The organism is Parvibacter caecicola, assembly GCF_003725335.1.
In the GTDB taxonomy this organism is placed as follows: Bacteria; Actinomycetota; Coriobacteriia; order Coriobacteriales; family Eggerthellaceae; genus Parvibacter; species Parvibacter caecicola.
This window is the reverse complement of the sequence record NZ_QIBY01000015.1, coordinates 1-26,075: the sequence shown is the minus strand read 5'-3', so window position 1 is coordinate 26,075 and position 26,075 is coordinate 1. Positions and strand designations below refer to the sequence as shown.

Here is a 26,075-nt window from a genome sequence, read left to right as displayed (position 1 = left end):
AAAATGATTCCTTTCAATGTCCCCCCCTATGTTGGTACCGAGCTTGAGTACGTGAGGGATGCCGTTGAGAAGAACCGCAAGATTTGCGGTGACGGACCTTATACAAAAATGTGTCAACGGTGGCTGGAGGACAAGCTTCATTCGGAAAAGATGCTTCTTACCACCAGCGGCACTACTGCCTTGGAGATGGCTGCGATGCTGTGCGAGCTTGAACCTGGCGATGAGGTGATTCTTCCGAGTTATACATTCTCTTCCACTGCTACGGCTTTTTTGCGGGAAGGTGCCTCCTTGGTTTTTGTCGACATCCTTCCGGAAACGAAAAATATCGACCCAGAGGCAATTGAAGCCGCAATAACCGAAAGGACGAAAGTGGTAGTTCCCGTGCATTACGCGGGCGTAGCTTGTGACATGGACGAGATACTTCGCATTGCCGGCAAGTACGATCTGCTGGTGGTTGAGGATGCTGCTCAAGGGGTCTCAAGTTTATACAGGGGGAGGCATTTGGGTACAATTGGGGATATCGGGTGCTTTAGTTTTCACGAGACAAAGAATTATTCAATGGGCGAAGGAGGCGCGATTAGTGTCAATAATCCACGCTTCCGGGAACGCGCTGATGTTATTCGTGAAAAAGGCACCAATCGATCTAACTTCCTGAGGGGCCAAGTGGATAAGTACACATGGGTAGACGAAGGATCCAGTTTTCTCCCCAGCGATATGAATGCTGCTTACCTGTGGGGCCAATTGCAGTCAATGGAGAAGATTTTCGCTAACCGAATGGCAACCTGGGATTATTACGATGGGGCCCTTTCTTCGCTTTGTGAAAAAGGGCGTTTGGAACTTCCAATCATTCCTGATGGATGTTCGCACAATGCTCATATGTATTATGTGTTACTTTCGGATTTAGAGGAGAGGACAAGTTTCATTTCCTTTCTAAAAGAGAAGGGGGTTGGATCTGCTTTCCATTATGTGCCTTTGCACAGTGCGCCAGCTGGCCAAAGATTCGGTCGCTATAATGGCGAGGACAATTTCACTACTGCCACCTACGAGAGACTTGTAAGGCTTCCTCTTTATTACGGGATGTCGGATGAGGACAGAGAAGCGGTGGTTCGTGCTGTGTATGATTATTTTGGAGAAGGTGAGTAGAGTTTGAAGGGCATCATCTTGGCGGGTGGTTCGGGCACCCGCTTGTATCCTCTGACGAAAGTAACTTCTAAGCAGTTACTTCCAGTTTATGATAAGCCGATGATTTATTACCCGCTCTCTATTTTGATGCTTGCGGGAATACGCGATATCCTCCTTATCTCTACCCCGGCCGATCTTCCAAATTTTAAGGAACTGCTAAAGGACGGGGTGTCATTCGGTCTTAATCTCCGTTATGCCGAACAGCCTTCTCCGGATGGTTTGGCCCAGGCGCTCATAATAGGTGAAGAGTTTCTTGACGGAGATAGCTGTGCTCTGATTCTCGGCGATAACATATTCTATGGTGGCGGTCTTTCTGCGTCGCTTAAGCGTGCCGCGGAGAGAGAATGTGGAGCTACGGTGTTTGGCTATTACGTTGAGGATCCAGAGCGTTTCGGCGTGGTGGAGTTTGACAAGGAGGGCCATGCTCTGTCAATTGAGGAGAAGCCCCTGCATCCGAAGTCAAATTATGCTGTCACCGGTTTGTACTTTTATGATAGGCGTGCTGTTGAGTTTGCAAAAGCGGTAAAGCCATCTGAACGAGGAGAGCTGGAGATAACGGATGTGAACCGCATGTATCTGGAGGACGGCTGCCTGGATGTGCAAGTGCTGCACCGAGGGTCGGCTTGGTTAGATACGGGTACGATTCCCAGCCTGTTTCGTGCATCTGAGTTTGTTAGAGCCGTTGAGGAGAACCAAGGCCTACAAATTGCCGCGTTGGAAGAGATTGCCTACGGCAATGGCTGGATTGACAGGGAAACCCTAATTGAGGCAGCAGAGCGTCATGCTAAGTCCCCTTATGGCCAGCATCTTTTCCGCGTGGCGGAAGACAGAATCCGTCGATAATACAGGAGGTTGAGATGTCGGAAAGCATCGAGCACATCGTAGTTACGGGCGGGGCCGGTTTCATAGGGTCGAATTTTGTGCATTGGGTTCTGGACAATAAGCCGGCGGTTCGTGTGTCCGTCCTTGATGCTTTGACCTATGCGGGAAATCTGGAAAACCTTGAGGGCTGCGACCCGGACCGAATGACCTTTGTCCACGGAGACATCTGCGATGCGGATTTAGTTGATAGCCTTTTTGCTGAAGCCGATGCGTGTGTGCATTTTGCCGCAGAAAGCCACAACGACAACTCCATTTCCGACCCATCTCCCTTCTTGAAAACGAACGTGTATGGGACATTCACGCTTTTGGAGGCCGCTAGAAAGCATGGAATGCGGTTTCATCATGTTTCTACGGACGAGGTCTACGGAGACCTTGCACTTGATGATCCAGCGCGGTTTACGGAGGATTCTCCATATAAGCCCTCAAGCCCATATAGCTCGAGTAAGGCGGCTTCGGACCACTTGGTAAGGGCGTGGCATAGGACGTATGGGGTTCCGATCACCATCTCGAACTGTTCAAACAATTACGGTCCGCGTCAGCATATTGAAAAGTTCATTCCCCGCCAAGTAACGAATATCATTTCAGGTTTACGCCCCAAACTCTATGGCGACGGTAAAAACATTCGCGATTGGATTCACACGGAGGATCACTCCTCTGCTGTATGGACTATTCTTGAAAAGGGGAGGCTGGGGGAGACTTACCTAATTGGAGCCGATGGAGAAAGGAGCAATATCGACGTACTCCAGGCGATTTTGACGGCGATGGGCAGTAATCCTGACGATTTCGATTGGGTGAAGGATCGTCCGGGGCATGATCGGCGATATGCAATTGACTCGTCCAAGCTTCGAAAGGAGCTTGGGTGGGAGCCCTTGCATACGAGTTTTTCGGAGGGGTTAGCGGAAACTATAGAATGGTATCGGAACAATCCGGCGTGGTGGGCGGATGCAAAGCGGGTCACTGAGGATAAGTATAAAGCGCTAGGGCAATAATCGATTGGGGAGCGAGGAGCAAAATGGCTGAAAAGCAGCATAGACTGGTGATTCTCGGTTCAATGGATGAGTTCGTTGACCTGGTAGAGCATGCTAAGAGCCGCGGCTACTATACCATTGTGGTGGATGGGTACGAGGATGGGCCAGCGAAGCTTCATGCTGACAAGGCCTACCTCGAAGACGTACGCCACACGGATGAGATTGTGAATATCTGCAAGCAGGAGGAAGCTGATGGCATAATCGCTTCTTTCTCTGATTTGTTGGCAGAGTGTCTGGCCAATATCGCCGATGCTGCCGGTCTTCGCTGTTACATTAAGCCAGAAGGCGAGGTTTATCTAAGGGAAAAGCCGCTAATGAAGAAGATGTTTTCCGATTTGGGAATCGATTCCCCCAAATTCAGGAAAGTTCATCGGGAGACGTTGGCGAAAGACCTGGAGGACATGGAGTTTCCTTGTGTGATTAAGCCAGTAAATGGGTATGGGTCTCATGGGATATTTGTCGCAGGTTCTATTGATGATGTGCAAAAGGGCTTTGGTCAATCCGTTTCTCGGTCGAACTTCGACTATTTGATGGCGGAAGAGTATAACAGCGGAAGAGAGTTCAACGTCATTACGTGGGTGGCCGATAAAAAGGCCCATGTGCTGAGTATTGCCGACCGAGAAAAAGAGACGTTCCGAGAGGGGGATATCCCTCAAGTCACCCGTGTTGTCTATGTGAGTGACCTGTCGTCCAAGTTGAAAGGTGAATTCGAGGAAATTGCCACCAAAATCGCTGGCTATGTGGGGCTTAATGACGGCCCGCTATGCATCCAAGCGTTCTATGATGAGAACCGCGGCATTTCGGTATGCGAAGCGGCGGGAAGGATTTTTGGCTACGAGCATGAACTCGTGACATTGGGAAGTGGGCTTCATATCGAGAGTCTTCTCCTGGATAGCGTTTATGATCCTGATCGAGCGAAGAGCCGTATAGCGACGCATGACTCGAATTTTGGCACCATTGCAGCTGGACTCTACTTTCATGGATACGATGGTGAGGTTGCCGATGTGGGCAAGATGGACGAGTTGAGCAGGTTGGATGGCGTAGTGGCTTACCAAGCCTATTATCGCCCGGGTGACAATATAACTCACGGCCCCGGAGCCAAACCCTATGTGGCCCGCTATTATCTTGCCGCCCCCAACCGTGAGGTAGTCGACAGGTTGAGCAGTGAGATTATTGACCAAGTCTCCGTTCTGGACCCCGATGGTAAAGAGCTACTTTTTCGGCTGGAGAAAAAATAGCAGAAAATGAGCTTCGCTAAGAAAAAAAGCCCCAGGGCCAAAACGCTGATTGCCCTTCATCTGCTTCTCTTTGTTTACTCCCTATCGGGTTTGTTCAGCAAAGGCGCATCAAAGGAGCCCTTCTTTAGTTTGCCGTTTGTCTGCCTTTATGCCGGAATGCTGCTCATCCTCGGCATCTACGCTATTGGGTGGCAGCAGATACTTAAGCGCCTTTCGCTTTCATTAGCATTTGCGAACAAGGCAGTAACCGTGGTGTGGGGGATGTTCTGGGGATGGGCCGCCTTCGGGGAACAGATTTCATTCCTTAACCTCATTGGGGCAGTAATGGTGATTGTCGGCGTAGTGCTCTACGCTTGGATAGACGGAAAGGAAGAAAAGCCGAGCGACCCTGTGGATGGTGACAAGTGGCTTGTTCGGGGTCGGCATGGGAGCCCAGATGTTGGGGGGGAGGGCGCCGATGCTTGAGTTCTATGTTGGTATCTACCTCGTCGGGGTTTTTGTGTCCTCGGTTTCCCAGGTTCTCCTGAAAAAGGCGGCATCGAGAGAGTACCACTCTGCAGTGCGGGAATACCTAAACCCCTGGGTCATCACTGCTTATGCGATGTTTTTCGGAGCGACGCTCATGACCATTTTCTCGTATAAGGTCGTGCCTCTTTCTATGGGGGCCATTCTTGAGGCGACAGCTTACCTTTACATCACATTTTTTGGGGTGGTTATTTTCAAGGAAAAGCTTTCCTGGAAAAAGATTGCCGCGTTGTCTCTTATTGTTTTGGGAATAATCATATACTCAATGGGCATGTAGGATCATAAAAAACGCCGCTATAAGCGGCGTTTTTTGGTGCTAAGTATGAGATGACGTAGACGACGCACGGGGCTAGTTTCTCTTTAGGAACACCTTCTGGCCGGCTCTGTTGCACCATCCGTACATTAAGGCGGTGGCACCTAGCATCGCTAAAGCTATTAGGCAGAGAATGGCGCCAGTGGCTATCCCCCAGCCCTGCATGACGAGCATGGGGGCAAATGTTACCACCGCAACATCTATAAAGGAAACGAAAATCCATGCAAACCCAGAGTCCTCAAGAACTGTGGTTTTGAATTCCGGGTCAACAACGCGGAGAAGGAGGACGGCAATGCTCATAACGCCTGTCGACCATCCCCAGATAAAGATGCCGCGCTCTACCCAATGATCAGAGAAAAGATGACGTGAGAAGAAGAAGAAATAGAACGCTACAAGGAGGAACCCCAGAAGACACAAGACCAAAATAATGGCCCAGTACTGAAGCACCACATTGATGTTGATGGTGGCGACGCCGAAGGCAACGAGGTAATCTGTAGCACAGCTGCCGATACGGGACACAACTCTCTGATCAACATAGCTATCGAGTTTGATTAGCTTCAGAATGGCGAAGAGGATGACGCCTACAACAAGCGCTATTCCGTATACCGGTACCGATACCTGCGGAAACAGGATCTGAAGACCTTCGTTAATCAGGTACGCACCACCAACGGCAGTCATAACGAGGACAAGATGCCATGCTAGAGGGTCAATGGCCATCGGGTTTACTGTGTTGTCGCCCATGGGGGTGCGATCTTTCTCGGGTACGAGGCCGACTCGAAAATCCTTGGGCATGTCCTTGATTTCACGTATCTCGGTTGTCCACCCTTTGCGGACGCAGTAATTGATGCAGATAATGCCGCTTAGAATACCCCCCCAGGAGTCCGAAGGTGGCGAAGGTCTGGGCGACGGAAAGACCTTCCGCCCAACCTCCTTTTTCGAACACCGAACCGATTGCGGCAGCTGTTCCGTGGCCGCCAACAAAGCCGCCGGGCATGAGGATGGGGATCCACTCATTCACGCCTTGGAATACGGTGGCAATGAGGATGCCTCCTAAAACGAGCGCAACGCCGTATTGAAGGATTTCTGCGGCTCCGTTGAGCATGAAGGTGTCTCCGACTCTGCGAAACATATCCTTAAAGGAGCCTTCGTTCCTGCGGCCTAGATACATCGTTGCAAAGAGGACGGCAATAAGGATGCCAGCATAGCTGGAAGCTTGAGAGCTGAGTGGAATCCAGTTGAGGCAGAATTTCCCCAAGATGATTCCGAAGAACCCAGCAAGTAACGCCGAAGGAATAAACCAGTTTTGAAGGAACTTGACTCGCGTTCGGATTACTTGTGACACGAGAAGGAGAGCAGACATGATGCAGACATCAAATGTGAGGTCGATAGCGGAAAAATCCATGGAACCCCTTTCTGAAGAAGCGGAAAACGCAACCGTAAATTGTAGCAGCACCTTCCTGCATTGCCCCTGTATACGGGCTTTGTCTTTAGCCAAAAGGCCCTTATATCGGCTTTACCGACTGCGGAACTGGTGCTCAAATATGGTTTTCCGATTTATGGGCAATTGCTACTTGCGCCGTTGAAGTAATCCCTTGCAGTTTATTGCGATGTTGAAGCCTGTGATGTACTAACATTTGCAAAAGCCGGTTTCTCGCTAGTCATCTATTGCGCAAAGGGGTATAGGCTCGTGTTGGTTTCTGTTGTGATTCCGTGTTATTACTCGGAAGACATGATTGAGGAAGTGGTTGAGCTCACAAAAAAAGAACTCGTTGAGGCGGGTTATGAATATGAGTTCATTTTAGTTAACGACGGTTCCGTTGACGGAACCTTTGATGCCATTGAGCGGCTCTGCGCTACTGATGCGGAGGTGGTAGGGGTCAATTGTGCGAAGAACTCGGGTCAGCACAATGCCATTATGGCGGGCCTGCGTGAAACACGCGGAGACATTGTGATGCTCATGGACGACGATATGCAGACACATCCATCACAATGCCTCAAGCTCTTGAGCAAGATGAAAGAGGGCTACGACGTGGTTTTTGCGGAATGGGAACAGCAGCGAGAGGCGTGGTGGCGTCTTCTGGGTTCGCGCTTTGCAACCTGGTCGATGAGAGCTTTAACAAGTCGCCCGAAAGACATTTACTCGAGCAATTTTGTAGTGTTTCGTAGGCATGTTAGAGATGAAGTCGTGCGATATTGCGGTCCGTATGTGTATATCCAGGGGCTGCTATTTCGCGCTACTGCGAATATGGCCAATGTTAAGGTGACCCATTTCGAAAGAACGCAAGGGTCTTCCGGTTATAGCCTTAAGTCCTTAATTCGGCTGTGGTCAACTGTTCTCAATTTCTCAATGGTTCCCCTTCGGCTTGCGACGGTTTTCGGCGCAAGCCTGGGCATTGTGGGCCTGGCATCTGCGGTGGTGATTTTTGCGATGCGCATGATGGATCCCCAGATGCAGGCCGGGTGGCCGTCTCTTATGGCGACTGTCCTGACGTGCTCTGGTCTCATTATATTGTTTCTCGGTATTATTGGGGAATACTTGGGACGTGTTTTTATGACCATCAACAATGCACCGCAGTATGTCTTGAAGAGAGTGGTCGACAATAGGCCACAAGTTCGTCAGCCATGCGAAGGGAACGACTAAATGAAAAATAGCGCAGAGGCTAGCAGCAGGCGTGTCTACTCACTGGACGCCTTGAAGTTCCTTGCCATCATTGTCATTCTTTTCCATCATTTTCAACAGGAAACGCATGCGACTTTTGCCTTTGGGGTAAACTGGTGCTATGGCTCCTTTTACTGGGGCTATCTTGTTGAGCTCTTTTTTGTAATCTCCGGTTTCGTGACGTTCCGTTATGTGGATCGCATTCAATGTAGCACGGCCTTTGCCCCATTCTTTTTGAAGAAATACATCCGTTTTCTTCCCATGTTGCTTGTGGCGGGCGTTGCCTACTTGGCGACAAACTTGCTTTATCGGACGGTTTTCGAGCTGGGAGGATTCCCCTTTTCTGTTTGGACCGTGGCATCAAGCTTGCTGGGGATTGCCCGATGGCTCAATACATCGCTCATGGTTAATAATCCCACTTGGTATATAAGTGTACTTTTGCTCTGCTACGTGTACTTCTTTTTTGCTGTGAGGATTTGCCGCAGAATAAAGACGAATCCAGCGATTGGCTTTTTTGTTGTAATGCAGTTTGGAATAGTGATGTCTGTTTTGAATGAGTCGTTCGGGCTTTCCTTTCCGTTTTTCAATGGCTACATTGCAAGGGGGCTGATTTCCTTCTTTGTCGGAGTCCTGCTTTATAAACCTGCAGCGTATTTGTCTAAGGAGTGTGGGGGGAGACTGACGCTTGTGTCGGGGGGAGTAGTTCTCGTTTATGTGCTCCTCTATGTGCTCAAGCCCTCATGGGCTAATGGAGGCTCTGGCTCCCTGGCTTATACCCTTTACTTTATTGTGTTTCCATGCGTGGTTCTATTCTTTTACTCGGAACCTGTTCAAAAGCTGTTTAGTAGTAAGGCTTTCTCCGGCAGTGGAGCTATTGCCTACAGTATGTATATGTGGCACATTCCGATTTTATTTGTGTTCCTGTGTGTGGCTCATTGGCTCGGAGTGCCTGCGGACAGCCGTTTTGCAATGTATGCGTTTTTGGCCTGCTGCATTGTGTGGTCGTTTTTTTCGAGGCGCTTTCTGGAAGGGCCCATCCAGAGCGCCTTTATGAAAATTGAAACAGTTATTTTGAAGATGGTTTAAGGCTTGTGGGCTTTCGCCCTGTTAGGGTCAATGTGTCGCGCCGTAGATGCTGAATTCTTCCATCCGGTGCATCTGGGTTCGCTGGGGCGATAGAGTAACCAGCGAGTAATACCAAACGCATATCGGATGGCTTACTTGGAATGTTGATGGGTCTAAAAGTTATTATGAAACTGATGAGCGGCCGGTTTCCATCTTCCAGAAATTGGGTAACTCTACCTACTGGCTCTATTGACTAGATTCTTCGATCAAGCGTTCTGTGGAGTGACTCCAGACTACAAGCGGAAATCAATCCTGCTTTAACGGCAAATGCCGCATGCACACTGGTTGGCTGAGGTGGGGCGGCGTGAACGAGTGGTCGCACTTGGACGACACCGGTCATTGTTTGGGTGGGGCCAAGAAAAAAAGCTTACACCTACAAGGTGAGTGGCAAGGGTCTTTCGTTTGGCGATGGCTACACCTGCTGGTATTGCACTCAAATCAAAGGGAACTACCTGTTCCATTCGGTTTCGGACCTGCCGGGTAGCAAGACCAAACTGCCTGACGGACGTCTGGGTGTCGCCAACAGCCACGGCTGTGTGCGCCTAGAAATCGGTAACGCGAAATGGATGTACGACAACGTCCCCTACCGCTCGAAGATTTACATATACTAGAACCGGTATTTTTCTTGTTTCCATTTGGGAGGGCCGATTGGCCCTCCCTTTCTTTTGGGCTGAAATGAGCTCAGCTATATCCTCGGACGTTTTTTGGAATCACTCACTCAGTTTTTGATTGCATCCCCTTTCGCTATTCAGTATTCTGCGTACGTGATAATGCGTTATCGCAGGTAGATTGATAGTTTCCTGTGGGAGAGATGGGGAGTGAACCGGATGGCGAAGTCTTCTTGCGCGCTGGGGCGTGCTGCATTGGCGGTTGTGCTGGTGTTGTCCATGGTGCCGAGTGCCGCTTTGGCTCAAGGGGTGTCGGGTACGGCTGAAAGTGGAAATGGGGGGGGGTCTGCTGAATCGCCGCTTTTGAGTGATGCGGGTGAATCTTCGGCGGACGAGAGCCCCAGGACGATCGAGGCGGTGCTGCGCCTCTGCGACGAGCAGGGCGATTTGGCTGGACTGGTAAAAGCCGAGTGGCTCTGCGGTTGGGTTGCTGATAACTGCGCTTACGATGCGGAGGCAGAAGCGGCCGATGTTGAGGCTGTGCTCGAATTTGGGCGCGGCGATTTGGAAGATTGCGCGGCTCTGTGCAAGGAGCTTCTGGAGGCGGCCGGCTTCGAGCCCGAGTTTGATGCTGACGGAGATTTGACACTTTCCATCGACGGGCAGCTCTACCTGGTGCGGGTTTCGCTTGAGGACGAGAACGCCGGCGTGGAGCAGCAGGAGGACTGTGCTTTTTCAATCTCATTGGAAGAGGCTCCCGATGCCCCTCGTGTGGAGGCGCCGGCAGAGGTGGAGGACGCGGTCGCGCCGCCTCAGCTGGATGGCACTGCCAATTTCTCGGCGGCGCCGAATCCCGAGCCTGCAGCTGTTCCCGAGCGAGCCGTGCCCGGCCTGTCCGCCTACGGTTCGTCTTATCACTATGGCAAGTCGGACGGCAGCTACGCCACCAACGAATGGGTATCCGTTGGTGGCAAGCGCTACTACTTCGACGCCAACGGGCGGGCCGCAAAATGGGAAACCTGGATCGACGGCAGCCTGTACTACTTCAACGGCAAGTGCCAGATGGTCACCGGCTGGGTGACCTGGAAGGCCGACGGCACCAAGAGCTACTTCGGCAGCGACGGCAAGGCCCGCAGCGGCTTCCAGAAGCAGGGGTCGAGCACCTACTACATGAGCCCCAAGACCTTCAAATCGGTGAAGTGGGAGCAGCGGATCAACGGGAACCTTTATTACTTCAACGGCAAGTGCCAGATGGTCACCGGCTGGGTCACCTGGAAGGCCGACGGCACCAAGAGCTACTTCGGCGGCAACGGCAAGGCCCTCACCGGCCTGCAGAAGATAAGCGGCTCCACCTACTACTTCGATCCCAAGACGGCGAAGAGCCAGAAGTGGGAGCAGCGGATCAACGGGAACCTGTACTACTTCAACGGCAAGTGCCAGATGGTCACCGGCTGGGTCACCTGGAAGGCCGACGGCACCAAGAGCTACTTCGGCGGCAACGGCAAGGCCTTTAAGGGGCTGCAGCGCGTCGGCGGCACCACCTACTATTTTGACCCCAAAACTTGCAAATCCAAAAAGTGGGAGCAGTGGATCAACGGGAAGCTGTACTACTTCAATGGCAAGGGCCAGATGGTCACCGGCTGGGTCACTTGGAACAACGATAAGTCGAAGAGCTACTTCGATGGCAGTGGTCGTGCTCTCGTGGGCTGGCAGAAGCTGGGCGGCCGTACCTACTACTTCAACCCCTCAACTGCGCGTTCCGTGAAGTGGGAGCAGAAAATCAATGGTGCTGCCTACTACTTCGACGGCAACGGCCGCATGCACACTGGCTGGTTGCAGTGGAACGCCGACAAGAAGTGGAGCTATTTCAACTCCAACGGCAAGATGGCTACCGGCACTCAGACCATCGATGGGGTGAAGTGCAGTTTTGACGCCAACGGGAAGGTAGCTGCTCGGCCCCTGAACAAGCAGGGTCTCATAAGGGCCATCGATGCCGTGAGCGGTTCGAGCTCGGTGTCAACATTCGGAACCGTCAAGGGCTCTTCTGCGGCGCTTCAGAAAGTTCGTGAGGCGGTAAACGCAATTACTGCTACGGGTAAGCCTGTTGAGTTCGTGATGATTGATATCAGCACGGGCTCGGGAATTTCCTATCAAGCAAATCGTACGGAGTGGATTGCCTCCTGCGTGAAGTCCCCATACGTTGTAGGTGTGGCTCGGACTCGCCCAGGTGCCGTGAGCGCCCTGAAATCAACAATTCAAAGCTGTATCGTGCCATCCGAGAATGAGCCCTATTGGTCGCTTCGGGCGAAATACGGGGCGGGTCCCCTCATGAGCCAGGGAAGCTATTGCGGGTCCCGATTTGACACGACGGCACCTTACCCTCATGTTTCCCCAAAGGAGCTGGCAAAGATTTGGGCGGGGAATTACGACTACTTTTTCGTGAATACGAACTCCCAAAGCTCATGGATACGCAATTTGTTTACCAAGACCCAGATGTCCTTCATTCGCAATGCGCTGGGAGGCAAGTACGCGACTTACACGAAACCTGGCTGGATGACCCGCGGTGAGGTTTATCCCGAGACCTACAACGATGCCGGTATCGTTGTGGCGGATGGCAGACCCTATTTGGTTGCCGTAATGAGCAAGGGTTACTACCAGGCGGCAAAGCTTCAGTCTTTAGTGAGGGCCATCGATTCTTATCATGCTTCGATGTTCTAGCCGATGAATAGGCGTTGGTAGTGGCACGGACCTCGTTATCCCAGCTAAACGGTGGGGTTTGGTTTGGTCTTCTGCAGCACGTTCGGGGTTGGGGATTGGCCTTTTACGGAGATTACGATAATTTTGCCGCTCTTCTCGAAGCAGTTTCTTCCGTTGCCGTCGAAAACTGTTATATTGTGAATGCGTCGCAGATTCGCATCGGGTAAATGTTGGGCGCAAGCCTATTTCTTCGACGCACGGGGGCCCTTCGGGGCCCTCGATTTTTTTTGCTCCATCTTGTGGCGTGTAGTCGCGCAGCCGATGACGAATCGGCTGCTCTCGCCAGTGGTGTGAGGGGCGGCGGCGCGGCTGTGCTAGTATTTTCCTCATAATTGGAATCTGCCTACCGAAGCGGGGCGAATGCGATGGTTTCCGAAGGGCAAGGGGCCGACGGGCTCTCATACGACGTGGCGGTGATCGGCGCTGGCATCGCGGGGTGCGCGGTAGCGCGGCAGCTGGCCCGCTACCAGCTGCGCGCCTGCGTGCTGGAGGCGGGCAACGACATTGCCTGCGGGGCCACCCGTGCCAATTCCGGCATCGTGCACGCCGGCTATGATCCGCTGCCAGGCACGCTGAAGGCCCGCTACAACCGCGAAGGCTCCGCCCTGTTCCCCCACTGGGCAGATGAGCTGGGTTTTCCCTATCAACGCAACGGGTCGATGGTGCTGGCTTTCTCGGAAGAGAACCATCACGTGCTTGGGCGGCTGCTAGAGCAGGGAAGGCAAAACGGCATCGAGGGCCTGTCCCTCATCAGCGGCGAAGAGGCCCGGGCGCTGGAGCCAAACCTGAGCCCCCAGTGCACGGGCGCACTGCTGGTGGAGGCGGGGGCCATCTGCGACCCATACCAAGCGGCGCTCCGCTGCGCCGAATGGGCGGCCGAGCGGGGGGTAGAGTTCCGTTTCAACCATCCGGTGGCGCGCGTGGGCAAGGAAGAGGGCGGCTACCGGCTGGAAACCTCCGACGGCGCGGTAGTGCGCGCCCGCTGCGTGGTGAACGCCGCCGGCGTGTTTTCCGACGAGATGCACAACCAGGTGAGCGCCGAGAAAATCGCCATCGTGCCCCGCCGCGGCGACTACGAGCTGCTGAGCACCGATTTCGGCCCCACCTTCCAGCGCACCATGTTCCAAGCCCCCACCGCCGCCGGCAAAGGGGTGCTGGTAACCCCCACGGTGCACGGCAACCTCATCCTGGGCCCCACCGCTGTGGCCCAGTCCAGCAAAACCGACCTCTCCACAGCGCCAGAGGGCTTGCAAGAAGTGGCGAAGAAGGCCGCTCTTACCTGGCCCGCCCTTACGCTGCGCGGGCTCATCGCCAACTTCGCGGGGCTGCGCGCCTCCAACGCCAACGGCTACGACTTCGTCATTGGCCAGCCCGCCGACGCCCCCGGCTTCTTCGACATCGCTTGCCTGGATTCGCCGGGCCTTACCAGCGCGCCGGCCATCGCAGTGGACATCGTGAACCAGATCGCCCAGCTGCTGGAGGTCGAAGAAAGACCGGAAGAACCTGCGCTCGAAACACCGCGCCCGGTGCCGTTTTCCCAGATGACGCCCGATCAGCGCGCGCGGGCGGTGGCGGAAGACCCCGCATGCGGCCATGTGGTGTGCCGCTGCTGCTCGGTCACGGAGGCGGAGATAACCGCCGCGCTGCACGGCCCTATCCCGGTGCTCTCGCTGGATGCTCTGAAGTGGCGCACCCGGGCCATGATGGGCGGCTGCCACGGCGGTTTCTGCACGCCGGAAATAGCGGAAATCGTTGGCCGCGAACTGGCCATTGCTCCAGATCAGCTGGACAAGCGGCTGACGGGTTCGCCCCTCACCGCTTCTGCCCCCGCCGCCTATGGCACGTTGGCGGCCCGGGCTCTGGAGGAGGGGAATCGCCGGGCGCTGGCCCTGGCTGCCCGAGATTTGGAGGGAGGAAACGAAGCCGCCGCGTTTGCCGAGGACGCAAGCCCCGAAGGTGTCCTCGTCTCCCGCATGTTCGATGTGATTGTGCTTGGCGGCGGCGCAGCCGGGTTGGCGGCGGCGCGCTCGGCCGCCGACGCAGGCGCTACCGTGGCCCTGCTTGATTGCGATGCGGAGCAGGGGGGCATCCTGAAGCAGTGCGTGCACAGCGGCTTCGGGCTGCACCATTTCAAAGAAGAGCTCACCGGCCCCGAGTACGCCGCCCGTGAGATTGCCGCCGTGGGTCAGCGGGGTAGCGTGGAGATGTTTCCCGAGGCCACGGCATTGGCCCTCGAATGCGGCTCCCTGAAAACCGTTCAGGCCGTAACGCCGGCCGGTGCGCTGCGCCTCAGCGCCCCCGCCTTGGTGCTGGCCACTGGCTCCCGCGAGCGGGGCCAAGGGGCCTTGAACATGGTCGGCAGTCGCCCCGCCGGAGTGTATTCCGCCGGCACCGCCCAGAACTTCATGAACTTGCAGGGTTGCTTGCCGGGCAAGCGCGTGGTGGTGCTGGGCTCTGGCGACATCGGCCTCGTCATGGCCCGCCGCATGGCGCTGCAGGGGGCCGAAGTGCTGGGGGTGTACGAGCTGATGGACACCCCCTCTGGCCTGCGCCGCAACATCGTGCAGTGCTTGGACGACTTCGGCATCCCGCTGCATCTCAGCCGCACCGTTACGCGGCTGGAAGGGGAGGGACGCCTCTCGGCGGTGTATGTTGCGGAAGTGGACCCCGCCACTCGCACCCCCATCCCCGGTACCGAGCAGCGGGTGGAGTGCGACACGCTGCTGCTCTCGGTGGGGCTCATTCCTGAAAACAAACTGGCGAATGCGGCCGGCGTGCAGCTGTCGCCCATCACCGGCGGCGCGCTGGTGAACGAGCGGATGGAAACCTCGCTGCCTGGCGTTTTCGCCTGCGGCAACGCCCTCCATATCCACGACCTGGTGGATTTCGCTTCCGCGGAAGGCGAAGTGGCCGGAGCTGCCGCTGCCCAGTGGGCGAAGGGGGCGCCCAACCGGGATGGGGGCGTACCGGCCGTCGGGGGCGCTGGAGCAGATGAAACTGGAGAGGCCGCCGCGGCAGTGGACGTTTCCCCTGGCGAAGGCGTGCGCTACGTGGTGCCGCAGCGGCTAAGTGCTGCCGCCTTCGAGGGCGGTCCGGTGAAGTTCTCGCTGCGGGTGGGGCGCCCCTTCCGCAACGGGCGCATCCGGGTGGAGGCGCTCCTGCCCACTGGCGAGGTGCGCCTTCTGAAGAAAAAGCCCTTTATGGTGGCGGTGCCGGCCGAAATGATGCAGCTGGAACTGCCCCTTGACGAGGCCGCCGGTTGCGCGGAAGTGCGCCTGATCGCAGAGGAGGCCTAAATGGCAACCGTGGAATTGACCTGCATTTGCTGCCCTATGGGCTGTCCGCTCACGGTGGAAGCGGCCCCGGATGGGGAAGTGCTGTCGGTGGCGGGCCAAAGCTGCCGCCGCGGCGCCGATTACGGCCGCCGCGAAGCCACGGCCCCCGAGCGCATGCTCACCTATGTGGTGCCGGTGCAAGGCCGCCTGGAGCCCCTCAGCGTGAAGACGGCCCAACCGGTGTCCAAGGCGCTGATGGCCGATGTGGTTCAGCAGTTGCGCCAGCTTGAGGTGCAACCGCCGGTGGAGGAGGGGGACGTGGTGCTGGAAAACGTGGCCGCCACCGGCATCCCCGTCATCGCCACAAAAACCATTTGGTAGCTGTGGCCTGGCTTCCCTGCGGGCTGTGGCGCGGACGTGAGGCGACTTCCTTGGCCTGCGGCGGGTTCGTGGGTTTTCGTAGGGCAGACATTCTATGTCTGCCTCGGTTGCGGCTACGTCCCGGTTGTCCGTTAGGCAGAGATAGAATCTCTGCCCTACGAATACGGAGTGGTTGCCTTGCCCTCGTTGTTCAGAGTTGGGCGCTCCAGCGCGCTAAAGCCTACCGAATCACTGCCATTTGGGAAAAAATCTCAAATTGGGTCTTGCGCATTTCGCCGGCAATGCGTAAAGTACCGCCATCAATTGAATACCTTCCAAACCGATGAGGCGAAAGTCAAGTCATCATAAGCACTCACAGAGAGCGGAACCTAGGCTGGGAGTTCTGCAGGAACGCTGGATGATAAATGGGTCGCCGAGGGAAAGGGGAAAGGCCGCAAGGCCGAGTATCTGGACCGTGAGCCTGCGTTAAAGGCAGAACGTGTGATGGCACGTTCGCGAGGGGGTCTGCTTCGGCAGGCCAATAAAGGTGGCACCGCAGATCTCAGAAATCTGTCCTTTATCCAAGGGCAGATTTTTTTTTGTTTTTGGGGCCAGCTCGCAAAAGGTAGGTCGGTGGATCGGTACTCGTTGATAAAACGGAAGAAGCCCGCGCGGCGGGCGCGAACAGGGCAAAAGCCCGAGAAAGGACCGATCATGACCGAGAACAACACCATCGCGATGGACGCCGCCGAAACCGCCCCCAAGGGCGCACCGCGCACCGCCGCCGCCAAACGGGAAGTGGCCAAGCAGGAGAAAAAGGGCTTCGGGGTGCAAGACCTCATTTTGGTAGCAGTGCTTTTGGCGGCCGGCGCCGTGCTGAAGCTCACCCTGGGCACCCTGCTGGGGGCCTTCGGCATGAAGCCGAACTTCATCATCGCCGCCTATTGCCTGGCCATTATCCTCATTCGCCCGAACCTGGCCCAGTCGGCCGCCATCGGCCTCATCGCCGGTTTGGTGTGCCAAATCCCCATGCTGAACGCCACGCCGCTGCTGAACATTCCCTCCGAGCTGCTGGGGGCCCTGGTGTGCGGCGCCCTCATCCACGTGCCTCTGAAAATCGGCGGCAAGCTGGACCTCAACCCGCTGGTGACCACTTTCCTCTCCACCTGCGTGTCCGGCCTTACCTTCGCGGCCCTGTCCTCCTACATCAACGTCATCTCGGTGGGGGGCGACTTCTTCGTGGCCCTGGCCGCCTACGTGGCCATCGTGCTGGGTACCGCCACTTTCAACTGCATCTTTGTGCAGGTGTTGGCCCTGCCCCTGCAGAAGGTGCTGAAGCGCTAACCCTTACACGGCGGGGGTGTCAGGGGGACGTTCACTTTTGACACATCCGTTGGTCCGTTCTTTTTCGAACCGAGAATCGATGTGTCAAAAGTGAACGTCCCCTTGACACACTCGAAAAAGAGGAAAGGCAATCATGATCCAGTTCCAAGATTTCAGTTTCCAGTACCGCGAAGGAGTGGCGCCGGTGCTGCGCGACATCACGCTGGCCATTCCGGACGGTTGCTTTTGCGGCATCACCGGGGCGGCCGGCAGCGGCAAGTCCACCCTCACCTACGCCATCAACGGCATCATTCCCCACTGCTATCCCGGCGACTTCTACGGCAGCGTGACGGTGGAGGGGCTGGACACGGTGGAGGCCTCCCTCACCGACCTTTCGGCGTTGGTGGGGTCGGTGTGCCAAGACATCGATTCGCAGATGGTGTCCGCCGTGGTGGAAGACGAAATCCTTTATGGCCTGGAGAACTTCGGCGTGCCGAAGGAGGAAATTCCCGGTCGCGTGCACGAAGCGCTTGCGGCCATGGGCATCATCGAGTTGCTGAACCGTCCCATCGACAGCCTGTCCGGCGGTCAGAAGCAGAAAGTGGCGCTGGCCTCCATCATCGCGTTGCGGCCGAAAGCGTTGGTGCTGGACGAGCCCACCGCCGAGCTGGACCCCGCTTCATCGGAGGCGGTGTTTCGGCTGCTGGCCCGCTACGCGCGGGAAAACGGCACCACGGTTGTGGTGGTGGAGCAGAAGATCGCGCTGCTTTCGGAGTACGCCGATTTGCTGGTGATCGTGGACGACGGGCAGATTCGCTTCGCCGATGCGCCCGAGACGGTGCTGGCCCATTCGGACGAGCTGTTGGCGTTGGGGGTGAACTGCCCCCGCTCCACCACGTTGGTGAACCGCCTGAAGGGGGCGGGCCTCTACAACGGCCCCGCCGTGCGCAACGTGGCCGCCGCCACAGACGTGTGCCGCGAAGTGCTTGCCGGAGCAGGGGCGTAAGGCGAAGGATTGCAGGTAGATTCGTAGGGCAGACATTCTATGTCTGCCTGGGTTGCAAACGCATGCGGGCCCTCCGTTAGGCAGAGATAGAATCTCTGCCCTACGAACCCCGGTTGGGAGTTCATCGGAGGCGGGCGCAGCCCGACGGGCCTCCGGTCGCGTGTTCGTCGGAGACGGGGCGCAGCCCGATAGGTCTCCGGCCGCGTGTTGGGAGGAGACGTGCGCGACCCGATGGATTTGGGACGCGTGCTGGACGCTGGAACAAAGAAGGGCGAATATGATCGAGTTCAAGAATGTGAGCGCTTCCTACGATGGGGAGCTGGCGGTGCTCAAGGACGTCAGCTTCACCATCCGCGATGGCGATTTCGTGGCTTTCGTGGGCACCAACGGCGCGGGGAAATCCACCACCATGCGCCTGGCCAATGGGCTGCTGAAGCCCACGGCGGGGGAGGTGCTGGTGGACGGCGTGCCCACCAGCCAGCTGAAAACCAGCCAAATCGCCCGCAAGGTGGGCTTCCTGTTTCAAAACCCCGACCGGCAAATCTGCTGCAACAGCGTGCGGGAAGAGCTGCTGTTCGGCTTCCAGGTGCTGGGGGAGCAAGGGCCCGACGCCGAGGCGCAGGTGGACGAGATCATCGCCCGCTTCGGCTTCGACTCCGACGCCGAGCCCTACCTGCTGAACCGGGGCACGCGGCAGCTGCTGGCGCTGGCCTCGATCATCGCGCTGAAGCCCCCCACGGTCATCCTGGACGAACCTACTACCGGCCTGGACTTTCGCGAATGCCAGAAGGTGATGGAAACGGTGGCCCAGCTGAACGCTCAAGGAACCACCGTTGTGATGGTGTGCCACGACATGGAGGTGGTGGGGGATTTCGCCTGCCGCGTGATAGCCATGACCGATGGGCGCGTGGTAGCCGACGGCCCCACCTTCGAGGTGCTGCGCAACCAAGAGGTGCTCAAGCGGGCCTCCGTCATTCCGCCCCAGGCCACAGCCGTGGCCATGGGGCTGCAGCAGCAGGTGCCTGATTGCCCGGTCGCGGTGGCGGATGCGAACACGGTAGAACAGTTGGCGGAAGCCCTGGAGGGTGTCGCCGCGGAAGGGGGTCGGTAACCATGGCGAAGTTTTTGGAGTACGTGCCCGGCACCAGTTTTCTGCACCGCATGAACCCGTCGGTGAAGCTGATCTGCGCAGTGATTCTGGCCATCGCCTGCTTCTGCACCACTAATCTGGCGTTTCTGGCGCTTCTGTTCGTCGCCGCCCTGGCGCTGGCCGCCAGCTGCCACATGATGCGGGAAACGGTGGGGCTCTGCAAAGGGGTGCTGGCGTTTTCGGTAATCCTGGCGGCGGTCATTTTGCTCACCACCCCCCGCGGCGCCCAGCTGGTGCCGCTGCCCTGGGGCTTCATCGGTACCGGCAGCCTGCTGGCGGCCCTCACGGTAATCATTCGGCTGATGACCGCTTCCATCCCGCTTTTTTTGGTGTTCTACGTCACCAAGATGAGCGACATCACCAACTCGGCGGTGAAGCAGCTGCACGTGCCCTACAAGTACGCCTTCACTTTCACCAGCACCGTGCACTTCATCCCCGTGTTCATGAACAACATGGCCGGCATCATGGAGGCGCAAACCGCCCGCGGGGTGGAGTTCGATGGTTCGCTGGTGAAGAAGGTTCGCCTGATGGTGCCTTTGTGCGTGCCGTTGCTGGTGAGCTCGGTGCGCAAAACCAACAGCGCCGCCATCGCCGCCGAGGTGCGGGGCTTCCACCTGCGCACCCGTGACAGCGGCTTCAAACAGTACCCGCTGGCCGCCCGCGATTACATCGCCCTGGCCGTGAGCGTGGCCATCCTGGTGGTGGCGATTGTCCTGTAGGAGTTGAGGGGGCCGCTTCGGTCAGGTGAGCAAGTGCGGCTGATGGTTTAGGCAGAGATAGAATCTCTGCCCTACGAAGTACGGCGAAGGCGAGCCTTAGGGGCTGACAGGGGACGGGGATAACGTCATGTGTCAGCTATCCAGTACCCTCGATTACGTCGAGCAGTTCTTGCTTGGAGTGCACATCCAGCTTCTGGTACACATGGCGCAGGTGGGTGCTTACAGTGCCGCGGGAGAGGAACAGTTCCTCCTGAATGCGGGCGGCGCTGCGCCCCTTCGCGAATAGCACCATGATCTCGGTTTCCCGCTCGGTGAGGCCAAACTGCGAGGCTACGTCGTTGCAGCGGTCTTGGAACCGCTGGCGCCGCACGCCGTCGCTGGTTTCGCTGGGGTGCCCCTGGCCCGCCGCCACCGCCTTGCCGCCGTCTTCCTCTTCGGAAGTGGCCATGGACTCCAGGTCGCTCTCGCTGAACACGAACATATAGGAAATGAGGATGGCCACCGTGGCCAGCAGCGCGATGAGGCTGAGCAGCTGCGGCGAGAACGGGGCGCCCAGGCACACGATTTGCCCCAGCTGCGTGCCCAGCAGCACCCCCAGGGTAACCATGCCCCAGCCCATGCCGAACACCATGATGCCGGAAAGGCGGTAGGTGGAGGTGATGTCCGCCAGCAAAATCCAAATGAGCACGTTGAAGGTGCCGTAGCCGGCCAGGCCGATGATGCTTTCGATTTCCGAATGACCGGTGAACACCGGCAGCAGCATGAAGAAGATGGCCATGATGAACATCACGGTGCGGTACATGGGCTTAAAGCCGCGCTCGCGGGAGAAAAGTGCGCAGCCGTATATGATCGCAAGGGTGATGATGCCGGCCCACACCAGGGGAAAGCGGTAGAAGTCCTGCACGGTGGTATCGCTGGTGGATAGGAACACCGCCCGCACCACGCCGTCGGCGATGCCGATGAGGCAGGCGCAGGCGCCGATCTTCCACGAGAAGGCCCCCAGGTGGATTTTGAACGGCAGCACGGCGAACTCGTGCTTGGGGGACCACACCTGGAAGTGCACGAACAGGATGTAGCCGCTCACGGCCGGCAGCGCCGCCACGATGAGCACATCGGCGACGGGGGGCAGAAACTGCACCGCCAAGTAGACCACGGCGGCCAACAGGAAGGCCAGCGGCGCTTCGAGAGTGGTACGCATGGGCTGTACGGCGCGGTACAAATCGCCGTAGCCCAAATCGATGATGCCCGACCCGATACCGGTAGTGACGGCGCCCAAAACGCACAGCGGCACCTGGGGCGCATCGGGCAGGGTGGCGCTGGCCAGGCACAAGGTGCCCACGCAGGTGCAGATGGGTCCGGCGATGCGGAAGACCTTGGTGCCGGTGATAAACACGTTGTACTTGCGGATGAAGGCGCAGGAGAATAAAAGCGCGCACAAGCACAGGGTGGAACCTAAAAACGCCGCCGGGGGCAGCGGGTCGCCATTCCACGTCACCACGCTGGTAGCCGCCCCCAAAAACATGAGGTACACCCAGGCGCGGATAAGGGCGAAGCCCAGCATACGCAAATTGAACAGGCTTATAAGCGGCACCTCTTGCAGGCGCTCTTTCGCCTTTTCCCGCATCCCCATGATTGTTGCGAAGCCCCCCTGGCTTTAAGTGAACGTAACTGCTGCATTATAGCGCGCCGAGGTGTCATTCCGGGCGCAGACGGGAAGTAGCCGCGGGTAAATGTAAAAAAAAGAGGCTTCTAGCGGGGAAATCATGAATAATGCATGAGGCAAGGGCTCCCCTGTCTCTGTAATAAAATCGTCAAACAAGCAAAAATGCATGATGCGCCATGGCGACGGTTTTGGCATTCTGATGCCACGCGAAGAAAAGGGGAGTACGTTTCGGGAGTTCGCGATATGGGGTCGCGGCGCGCAGGGAAAAAGAGTCGCATCGGTTTTTCTTGCATCCCGGTGATTCACGTCTCTGCTGCAGACGGCACGGTCCGCGGGCCGCCTTTCTAGTTCTTCGCATTGTTAGTAAGAGGTGTAAAGAGAAGGAGGAGGAATGGGAAAACTCAATCTAACCCGTCGCGCTTTCGCCAAGCTGTCGGCTGCCACTGTGGTTGCCGGGGCGCTTGCGGCGGCACCTCACGTTGCCTTGGCCGAGGATGCCGAGGCCCCCAGTCGCGGAGGCGAGATCAAGCGCGTCCGCACCTGCTGCCGCGGCTGCGGCAAGATGGAATGCGGCGTGTGGGTGACCGTCGAGAACGGGCGCGCGGTGAAGGTGGAGGGCGATCAGTCGTCGTTCCAAAGCTCCGGCAACTGCTGCGGCAAATCGCAGAGCTCCATTCAGGCGGCCTATCATCCGTCCCGCATCTACCATCCGCTGAAGCGCACTAACCCCAAGGGCGAAGAGCCCGGTTGGCAGCGCATCAGCTGGGACGAGGCCATGGACACCATCGGCACTAAGTTCCAAGAGCTGATCGATCAGTACGGCGGCGAGTGCATCTTCAACATGTGCGGCACGTCGCGCCAGTGGGTGTACGGCCCCTACGCGTTCTACAAGTGGCTGTTCCAAACCCCCAATGCCCACGTGGCTTCGGAAATCTGCAAGGGCCCCCGTCGTCTGATGGGCTGGATTTCCTCCGTTGACGGCGCGCCGTGGATGGCGCTGCGCGACGGACCACGGGTGTACGTGCAGTGGGGCACCGCGCCGGAGAACTCCAACTACGACGACTCCTGCCGCAACCTGGTGGACCGCATGACCGCTGCCGAGACCCACATCTGCGTCGACCCGCGTCTGTCCGGTTCCGGCAAGGAGGCCGATTACTGGCTGAACCTCGAGCCCGGCACCGACGGGGCGCTGGCGCTCGCCTGGCAGCATATCATGATTGAGAAAGACCTGGTGGACTGGGAGTTTGTGAAGCGCTGGACCGACGCCTCTCTGCTGGTAGTGGAGGACATGGAGCCCACGGGCGGTCGGTACCTCGACCTCACGTCCCCCATCCAGGTGCCGCCGCTGCAAGACTTCATCGGCACTAAGCTGAAGACCCGTCTGTTGAAGGAGTGCGACCTGGTGGAGGGCGGCAGCCCCCACAAGTTCTACGCCTGGAACCAGAAGGCCAACGACGGCAAAGGCGGCCTGGTGTACTGGGACGCCGACGTTACCCAATGGGAAGGTTGCAACCACGTGGCCCCCACCCGCGACCAGATGGAAGTGGTGTACGAGGGCACGTCCCAAGAGGGCTATCTGCCGCCCATTTCCTACTGGGAGCTGGAAGAGGCCGGCATAGACTTCGACCTGTTCGGCGAGCATGAGGTGACGCTGGCGGACGGCACCAAGCACATCGCCCGCCCCGTGTGGAGCTACCTTGCCAACTCGGTGAAGGACTGCACCCCCCAGTGGGCCTCTGAGATTACCGGCCTTGACCCGCAGCTCATCGAGGAGTCCTGCGTGGTATGGCTCACCCGCCCCGAGGGTCAGAACTACGGTAACGGTGGCATTCACCTGAACCTCGCCCCCGACCAGATTGGCAACTGCACCCAAACGGTGCGCGCGGTGATCAACCTCATGTACACCTCCGGCAACTTCGACGGCCCCGCCGGCAACCGCGGCCTGTCCCGTACGCCGGTGGACGAGCAGTCCACTGCCGCTCCCGGCACCAACATGCCCGAGGAAGTGAAATACACCCTGAAGGGCATGGGCGCCCTCACCGGCGAGATTATGTGCCCTCCGTTCTACCTGTCGGACGTGGACGTAGACCCCATGAACATCCCCGACAAGCGGGAAGTGCATGGCAAGATGATCGGCGCAGGCAAATTCCCCATGTTGCCCTACTACGGCGAATGGGCCGACGCCACCCTCATCTGGGAGGCCTGCCTGGGCAACGGCGAGTACCGTCTGCGCGGCGGCATTAACGAGTCTGGCTCCTTCATGAACATGTCCAACGCCACGCTGGCCTGGGAAGCCCTGCAGCAGCTGGACTTCTGGGTGGACATCAACATGTTCCACCATCCCGGCACCGAGATGGCCGACATCATCCTGCCCTGCCAGCACTGGACCGAGCTGAACTGCATCCGCGTATCCCAGGGCGCTTCCGGCGGCATCGGCCTCACCCAGCGCGCCATCGAGCCTCCGGCCGACACCAAGTTCGACTACGACATCAACCGCCTGATTTTCGAGGCGCTTGAGAAGAAGGGCAATCCTAACGGCACCTGGACCAACATTAAGGGCGATGCTCCGGGCGCATACCTGCACGACGATCGCCTGGAGGACTGGTTCCAGGCCCACAACGAGGTGTCCGGTTTCAGCGACAAGTACCCCGGCTGCAAGTGGGAGCACTGGGAGGACTTCCGCGATGATTTCCAGGAGAACGGCTGGATCAACGCCAAGGAAATCGAGCCGAACCGCTGGGGCACCTACCGCCGCTTCGAAACCGGCTGGATGCGCATGGGCAAGGACGCCTGCACCGCCGCCCCTTGGTCCACCGACCCCGCCACCGGCGAGCCGGTGAACAACTTCGGCTGCCCCACTCCCAACGGCCTGGTGCAGTTCTGGTCGATGGCCTTTGAAACCCTGTGCCTGGATATGGCCAACGAGTACGAGCCCGGCAAGTTCGACGTCATCAAGGAAATGATGCCCAACTACGAGCCGCCGGCCAGCTCTGCCCAGGGCGGCCAGATCGACCTGGAGGAGTACCCGATCATCCTCACCACCGGCCGCCGTATCCCGGTGTACTTCCACAGCGAGCATCGCCAACTGCCCTGGTGCCGCGAGCTGTGGCCGGCGCCGCGCCTGGAGCTCAACCCCGACGACGCCGAGGCGCTGGGGCTGGAGCAGGGCGACTGGGCCTGGATCGAAACCGAGTGGGGCAAGGTGCGCCAGGTGGTGGACCTCTACCACGGCATCGCTCCCGGCTGGGCCAACGCCGAGCACGCTTGGTGGTTCCCGGAGCTGCCGGCACCCACCCATGGCTGCTTGCTCTCCAACATCGAGTGCATCTGGAACCCCTACGGTCAGGACAAGTTCATCGGAAGTTCGCACATGCGCGGCGTGCCGGTGAAGATTTACAAGGCAACGCCGGAGAACTGTCCCGACGGCAAGGTGGTGCCTTGCGCGCCCGAGGACGGCACCGAGATCATCTACGATGCCTCCGACCCGCGCCTGAAGGATTGGCTGCCCAACTACCAGATTCGAGAGGAGGCCTAAGCCATGACCCAGTACGCTATCGTCACCGACCTTAACCGCTGCGTCGGGTGCCTCGCCTGCATGGTGGCCTGCAAGGCCGTGAACAACGTGCCCATCGGCAGCTACTGGAACAAGGTGCTGCGCATCGGCCCCGTGAAGAAGGACGGCTATGCCAAAACCAACGACGTGGAGATGTACTACCTGCCGGTGCAGTGCCAGCACTGCGAGAACCCCGCCTGCGTGAGCGTGTGCCCCACCGAGGCCAGCCACAAGCTGGCCGACGGCACCGTGCAGGTGGACAAGGAGAAGTGCATCGGCTGCCAGTTCTGCGCCATGGCCTGCCCCTACGGCGTGCGCTATCTGAATGAGGAGGAGCGCGTGGTGGAGAAGTGCACTCTGTGCGACCAGATCACCGCTGCCGGCGGCCTGCCCCAGTGCGTCATCCAGTGCGGCGGCCGCGCCCGCTTCTTCGGCGACCTGGACAAGGGCATCGAGAGCTTCGAAGCGCCCGCCATCGGTTACGATGTGGACCGCTCCTATGACAACCTCTATACCGGCAACCGCATCACGGTGGGAGAGCTTGCCAAAGAGTACTCCGACTCCGACGTGTACAAGTTGCCCAACGCCGGCAACGAGCCCAGCTTCGCCTACATCCTGCGCGACAGGAAGTGGCAGGGCTAGGCGGGGCGGCCCGTTAGGGCCGGCCCGCCGGGCGGGGGCAAACGCCCCCGCCCGCCCCCTCGAGAGC

Annotated in this window: 21 protein-coding genes; 18 read left to right on the top strand and 3 right to left on the bottom strand. The window is 57.9% G+C overall.

The genetic code is table 11. The features are described 5' to 3' along the window. The first annotated feature begins 3 nt into the window (after nt 1-3). Genes rffA through DMP11_RS08035 form a run of 6 tightly spaced genes read left to right on the top strand, consistent with a single transcriptional unit; the run spans nt 4 to nt 5,132 of the window. On the top strand, nt 4-1,143 hold the full coding sequence (gene rffA, locus DMP11_RS08060; protein ID WP_123185982.1) for a dTDP-4-amino-4,6-dideoxygalactose transaminase: 1,140 nt from the start codon (nt 4-6) through the stop codon (nt 1,141-1,143). Between the two features lie 3 nt (nt 1,144-1,146). After that, the gene (gene rfbA / locus DMP11_RS08055; RefSeq protein ID WP_123185981.1) at nt 1,147-2,025 is read left to right on the top strand and encodes a glucose-1-phosphate thymidylyltransferase RfbA; all 879 of its coding nucleotides are present in this window, start codon (nt 1,147-1,149) and stop codon (nt 2,023-2,025) included. Nucleotides 2,026-2,039: 14 nt separating this feature from the next. Then, entirely contained in the window at nt 2,040-3,053 is a 1,014-nt protein-coding gene (gene rfbB, locus DMP11_RS08050; protein WP_123185980.1) for a dTDP-glucose 4,6-dehydratase, read from the top strand. A 23-nt stretch (nt 3,054-3,076) separates the two neighbouring features. Then, complete coding sequence (locus DMP11_RS08045; protein ID WP_123185979.1) at nt 3,077-4,330, top strand: ATP-grasp domain-containing protein; 1,254 nt, start codon at nt 3,077-3,079, stop codon at nt 4,328-4,330. A 6-nt stretch (nt 4,331-4,336) separates the two neighbouring features. Next, nucleotides 4,337-4,795 carry a DMT family transporter gene (locus DMP11_RS08040; protein WP_183621474.1) on the top strand — a complete coding sequence of 153 codons (459 nt, stop codon included), beginning with the start codon at nt 4,337-4,339 and terminating at the stop codon, nt 4,793-4,795. Next, a complete protein-coding gene (locus DMP11_RS08035; protein ID WP_123186003.1) occupies nt 4,788-5,132 on the top strand; it encodes a DMT family transporter in 345 nt (114 codons plus the stop codon). Before DMP11_RS08040 ends, DMP11_RS08035 begins: the two co-directional genes overlap by 8 nt. 72 nt (nt 5,133-5,204) lie before the next feature. Here DMP11_RS08035 and DMP11_RS08030 read toward each other — a convergent pair whose 3' ends face one another. Both DMP11_RS08030 and DMP11_RS08025 read right to left on the bottom strand, forming a co-directional pair. After that, nucleotides 5,205-5,909, bottom strand: a complete 705-nt coding sequence (locus DMP11_RS08030; protein WP_148041115.1) for a sodium/glutamate symporter family protein — start codon at nt 5,907-5,909, stop codon at nt 5,205-5,207. A gap of 61 nt (nt 5,910-5,970) precedes the next feature. Beyond that, nucleotides 5,971-6,570, bottom strand: coding sequence for a sodium/glutamate symporter (locus DMP11_RS08025; RefSeq protein WP_123185977.1), 600 nt, complete (start codon nt 6,568-6,570; stop codon nt 5,971-5,973). A 285-nt stretch (nt 6,571-6,855) separates the two neighbouring features. Between DMP11_RS08025 and DMP11_RS08020 the strand changes: the two genes are divergently transcribed. The 10 genes from DMP11_RS08020 to DMP11_RS07975 all read left to right on the top strand — a co-directional run bounded on the left by DMP11_RS08020 (nt 6,856) and on the right by DMP11_RS07975 (nt 20,150). Beyond that, nucleotides 6,856-7,809, top strand: a complete 954-nt coding sequence (locus tag DMP11_RS08020) for a glycosyltransferase family 2 protein (protein ID WP_123185976.1) — start codon at nt 6,856-6,858, stop codon at nt 7,807-7,809. Then, entirely contained in the window at nt 7,810-8,913 is a 1,104-nt protein-coding gene (locus DMP11_RS08015; protein WP_123185975.1) for an acyltransferase family protein, read from the top strand. It abuts the gene before it with no gap. A gap of 386 nt (nt 8,914-9,299) precedes the next feature. Continuing rightward, nucleotides 9,300-9,563: a L,D-transpeptidase gene (locus DMP11_RS10710; RefSeq protein WP_371826721.1), complete on the top strand. Its 264-nt coding sequence runs from the start codon at nt 9,300-9,302 to the stop codon at nt 9,561-9,563. Between the two features lie 216 nt (nt 9,564-9,779). Beyond that, nucleotides 9,780-12,278: a serine hydrolase gene (locus tag DMP11_RS08005; RefSeq protein WP_123185973.1), complete on the top strand. Its 2,499-nt coding sequence runs from the start codon at nt 9,780-9,782 to the stop codon at nt 12,276-12,278. Between the two features lie 404 nt (nt 12,279-12,682). Continuing rightward, the gene (locus DMP11_RS08000) at nt 12,683-15,613 is read left to right on the top strand and encodes an FAD-dependent oxidoreductase (protein ID WP_123185972.1); all 2,931 of its coding nucleotides are present in this window, start codon (nt 12,683-12,685) and stop codon (nt 15,611-15,613) included. After that, nucleotides 15,614-15,973, top strand: a complete 360-nt coding sequence (locus tag DMP11_RS07995) for a DUF1667 domain-containing protein (RefSeq protein ID WP_123185971.1) — start codon at nt 15,614-15,616, stop codon at nt 15,971-15,973. 693 nt (nt 15,974-16,666) lie between these two features. After that, nucleotides 16,667-17,296, top strand: coding sequence for a hypothetical protein (locus DMP11_RS07990; protein ID WP_214647030.1), 630 nt, complete (start codon nt 16,667-16,669; stop codon nt 17,294-17,296). 133 nt (nt 17,297-17,429) lie between these two features. Then, on the top strand, nt 17,430-18,281 hold the full coding sequence (locus tag DMP11_RS07985; protein ID WP_123185970.1) for an energy-coupling factor ABC transporter ATP-binding protein: 852 nt from the start codon (nt 17,430-17,432) through the stop codon (nt 18,279-18,281). A gap of 277 nt (nt 18,282-18,558) precedes the next feature. After that, nucleotides 18,559-19,392 (top strand): energy-coupling factor ABC transporter ATP-binding protein, encoded by an 834-nt coding sequence (locus DMP11_RS07980; RefSeq protein WP_123185969.1) that lies wholly within the window; start codon nt 18,559-18,561, stop codon nt 19,390-19,392. Nucleotides 19,393-19,394: 2 nt separating this feature from the next. After that, nucleotides 19,395-20,150, top strand: coding sequence for an energy-coupling factor transporter transmembrane component T family protein (locus DMP11_RS07975; RefSeq protein ID WP_123185968.1), 756 nt, complete (start codon nt 19,395-19,397; stop codon nt 20,148-20,150). A 136-nt stretch (nt 20,151-20,286) separates the two neighbouring features. On the opposite strand, the gene DMP11_RS07970 is transcribed toward DMP11_RS07975, so the two are convergent. Beyond that, nucleotides 20,287-21,780, bottom strand: coding sequence for a response regulator transcription factor (locus tag DMP11_RS07970; RefSeq protein ID WP_123185967.1), 1,494 nt, complete (start codon nt 21,778-21,780; stop codon nt 20,287-20,289). Between the two features lie 424 nt (nt 21,781-22,204). On the opposite strand from DMP11_RS07970, the gene DMP11_RS07965 reads away from it, so the two are divergent. Together DMP11_RS07965 and DMP11_RS07960 are read left to right on the top strand one after the other, a co-directional pair. Beyond that, the gene (locus DMP11_RS07965; protein ID WP_123185966.1) at nt 22,205-25,348 is read left to right on the top strand and encodes a molybdopterin-containing oxidoreductase family protein; all 3,144 of its coding nucleotides are present in this window, start codon (nt 22,205-22,207) and stop codon (nt 25,346-25,348) included. A gap of 3 nt (nt 25,349-25,351) precedes the next feature. Further along, entirely contained in the window at nt 25,352-26,008 is a 657-nt protein-coding gene (locus DMP11_RS07960; RefSeq protein ID WP_123185965.1) for a 4Fe-4S dicluster domain-containing protein, read from the top strand. Nucleotides 26,009-26,075 lie beyond the last annotated feature (67 nt).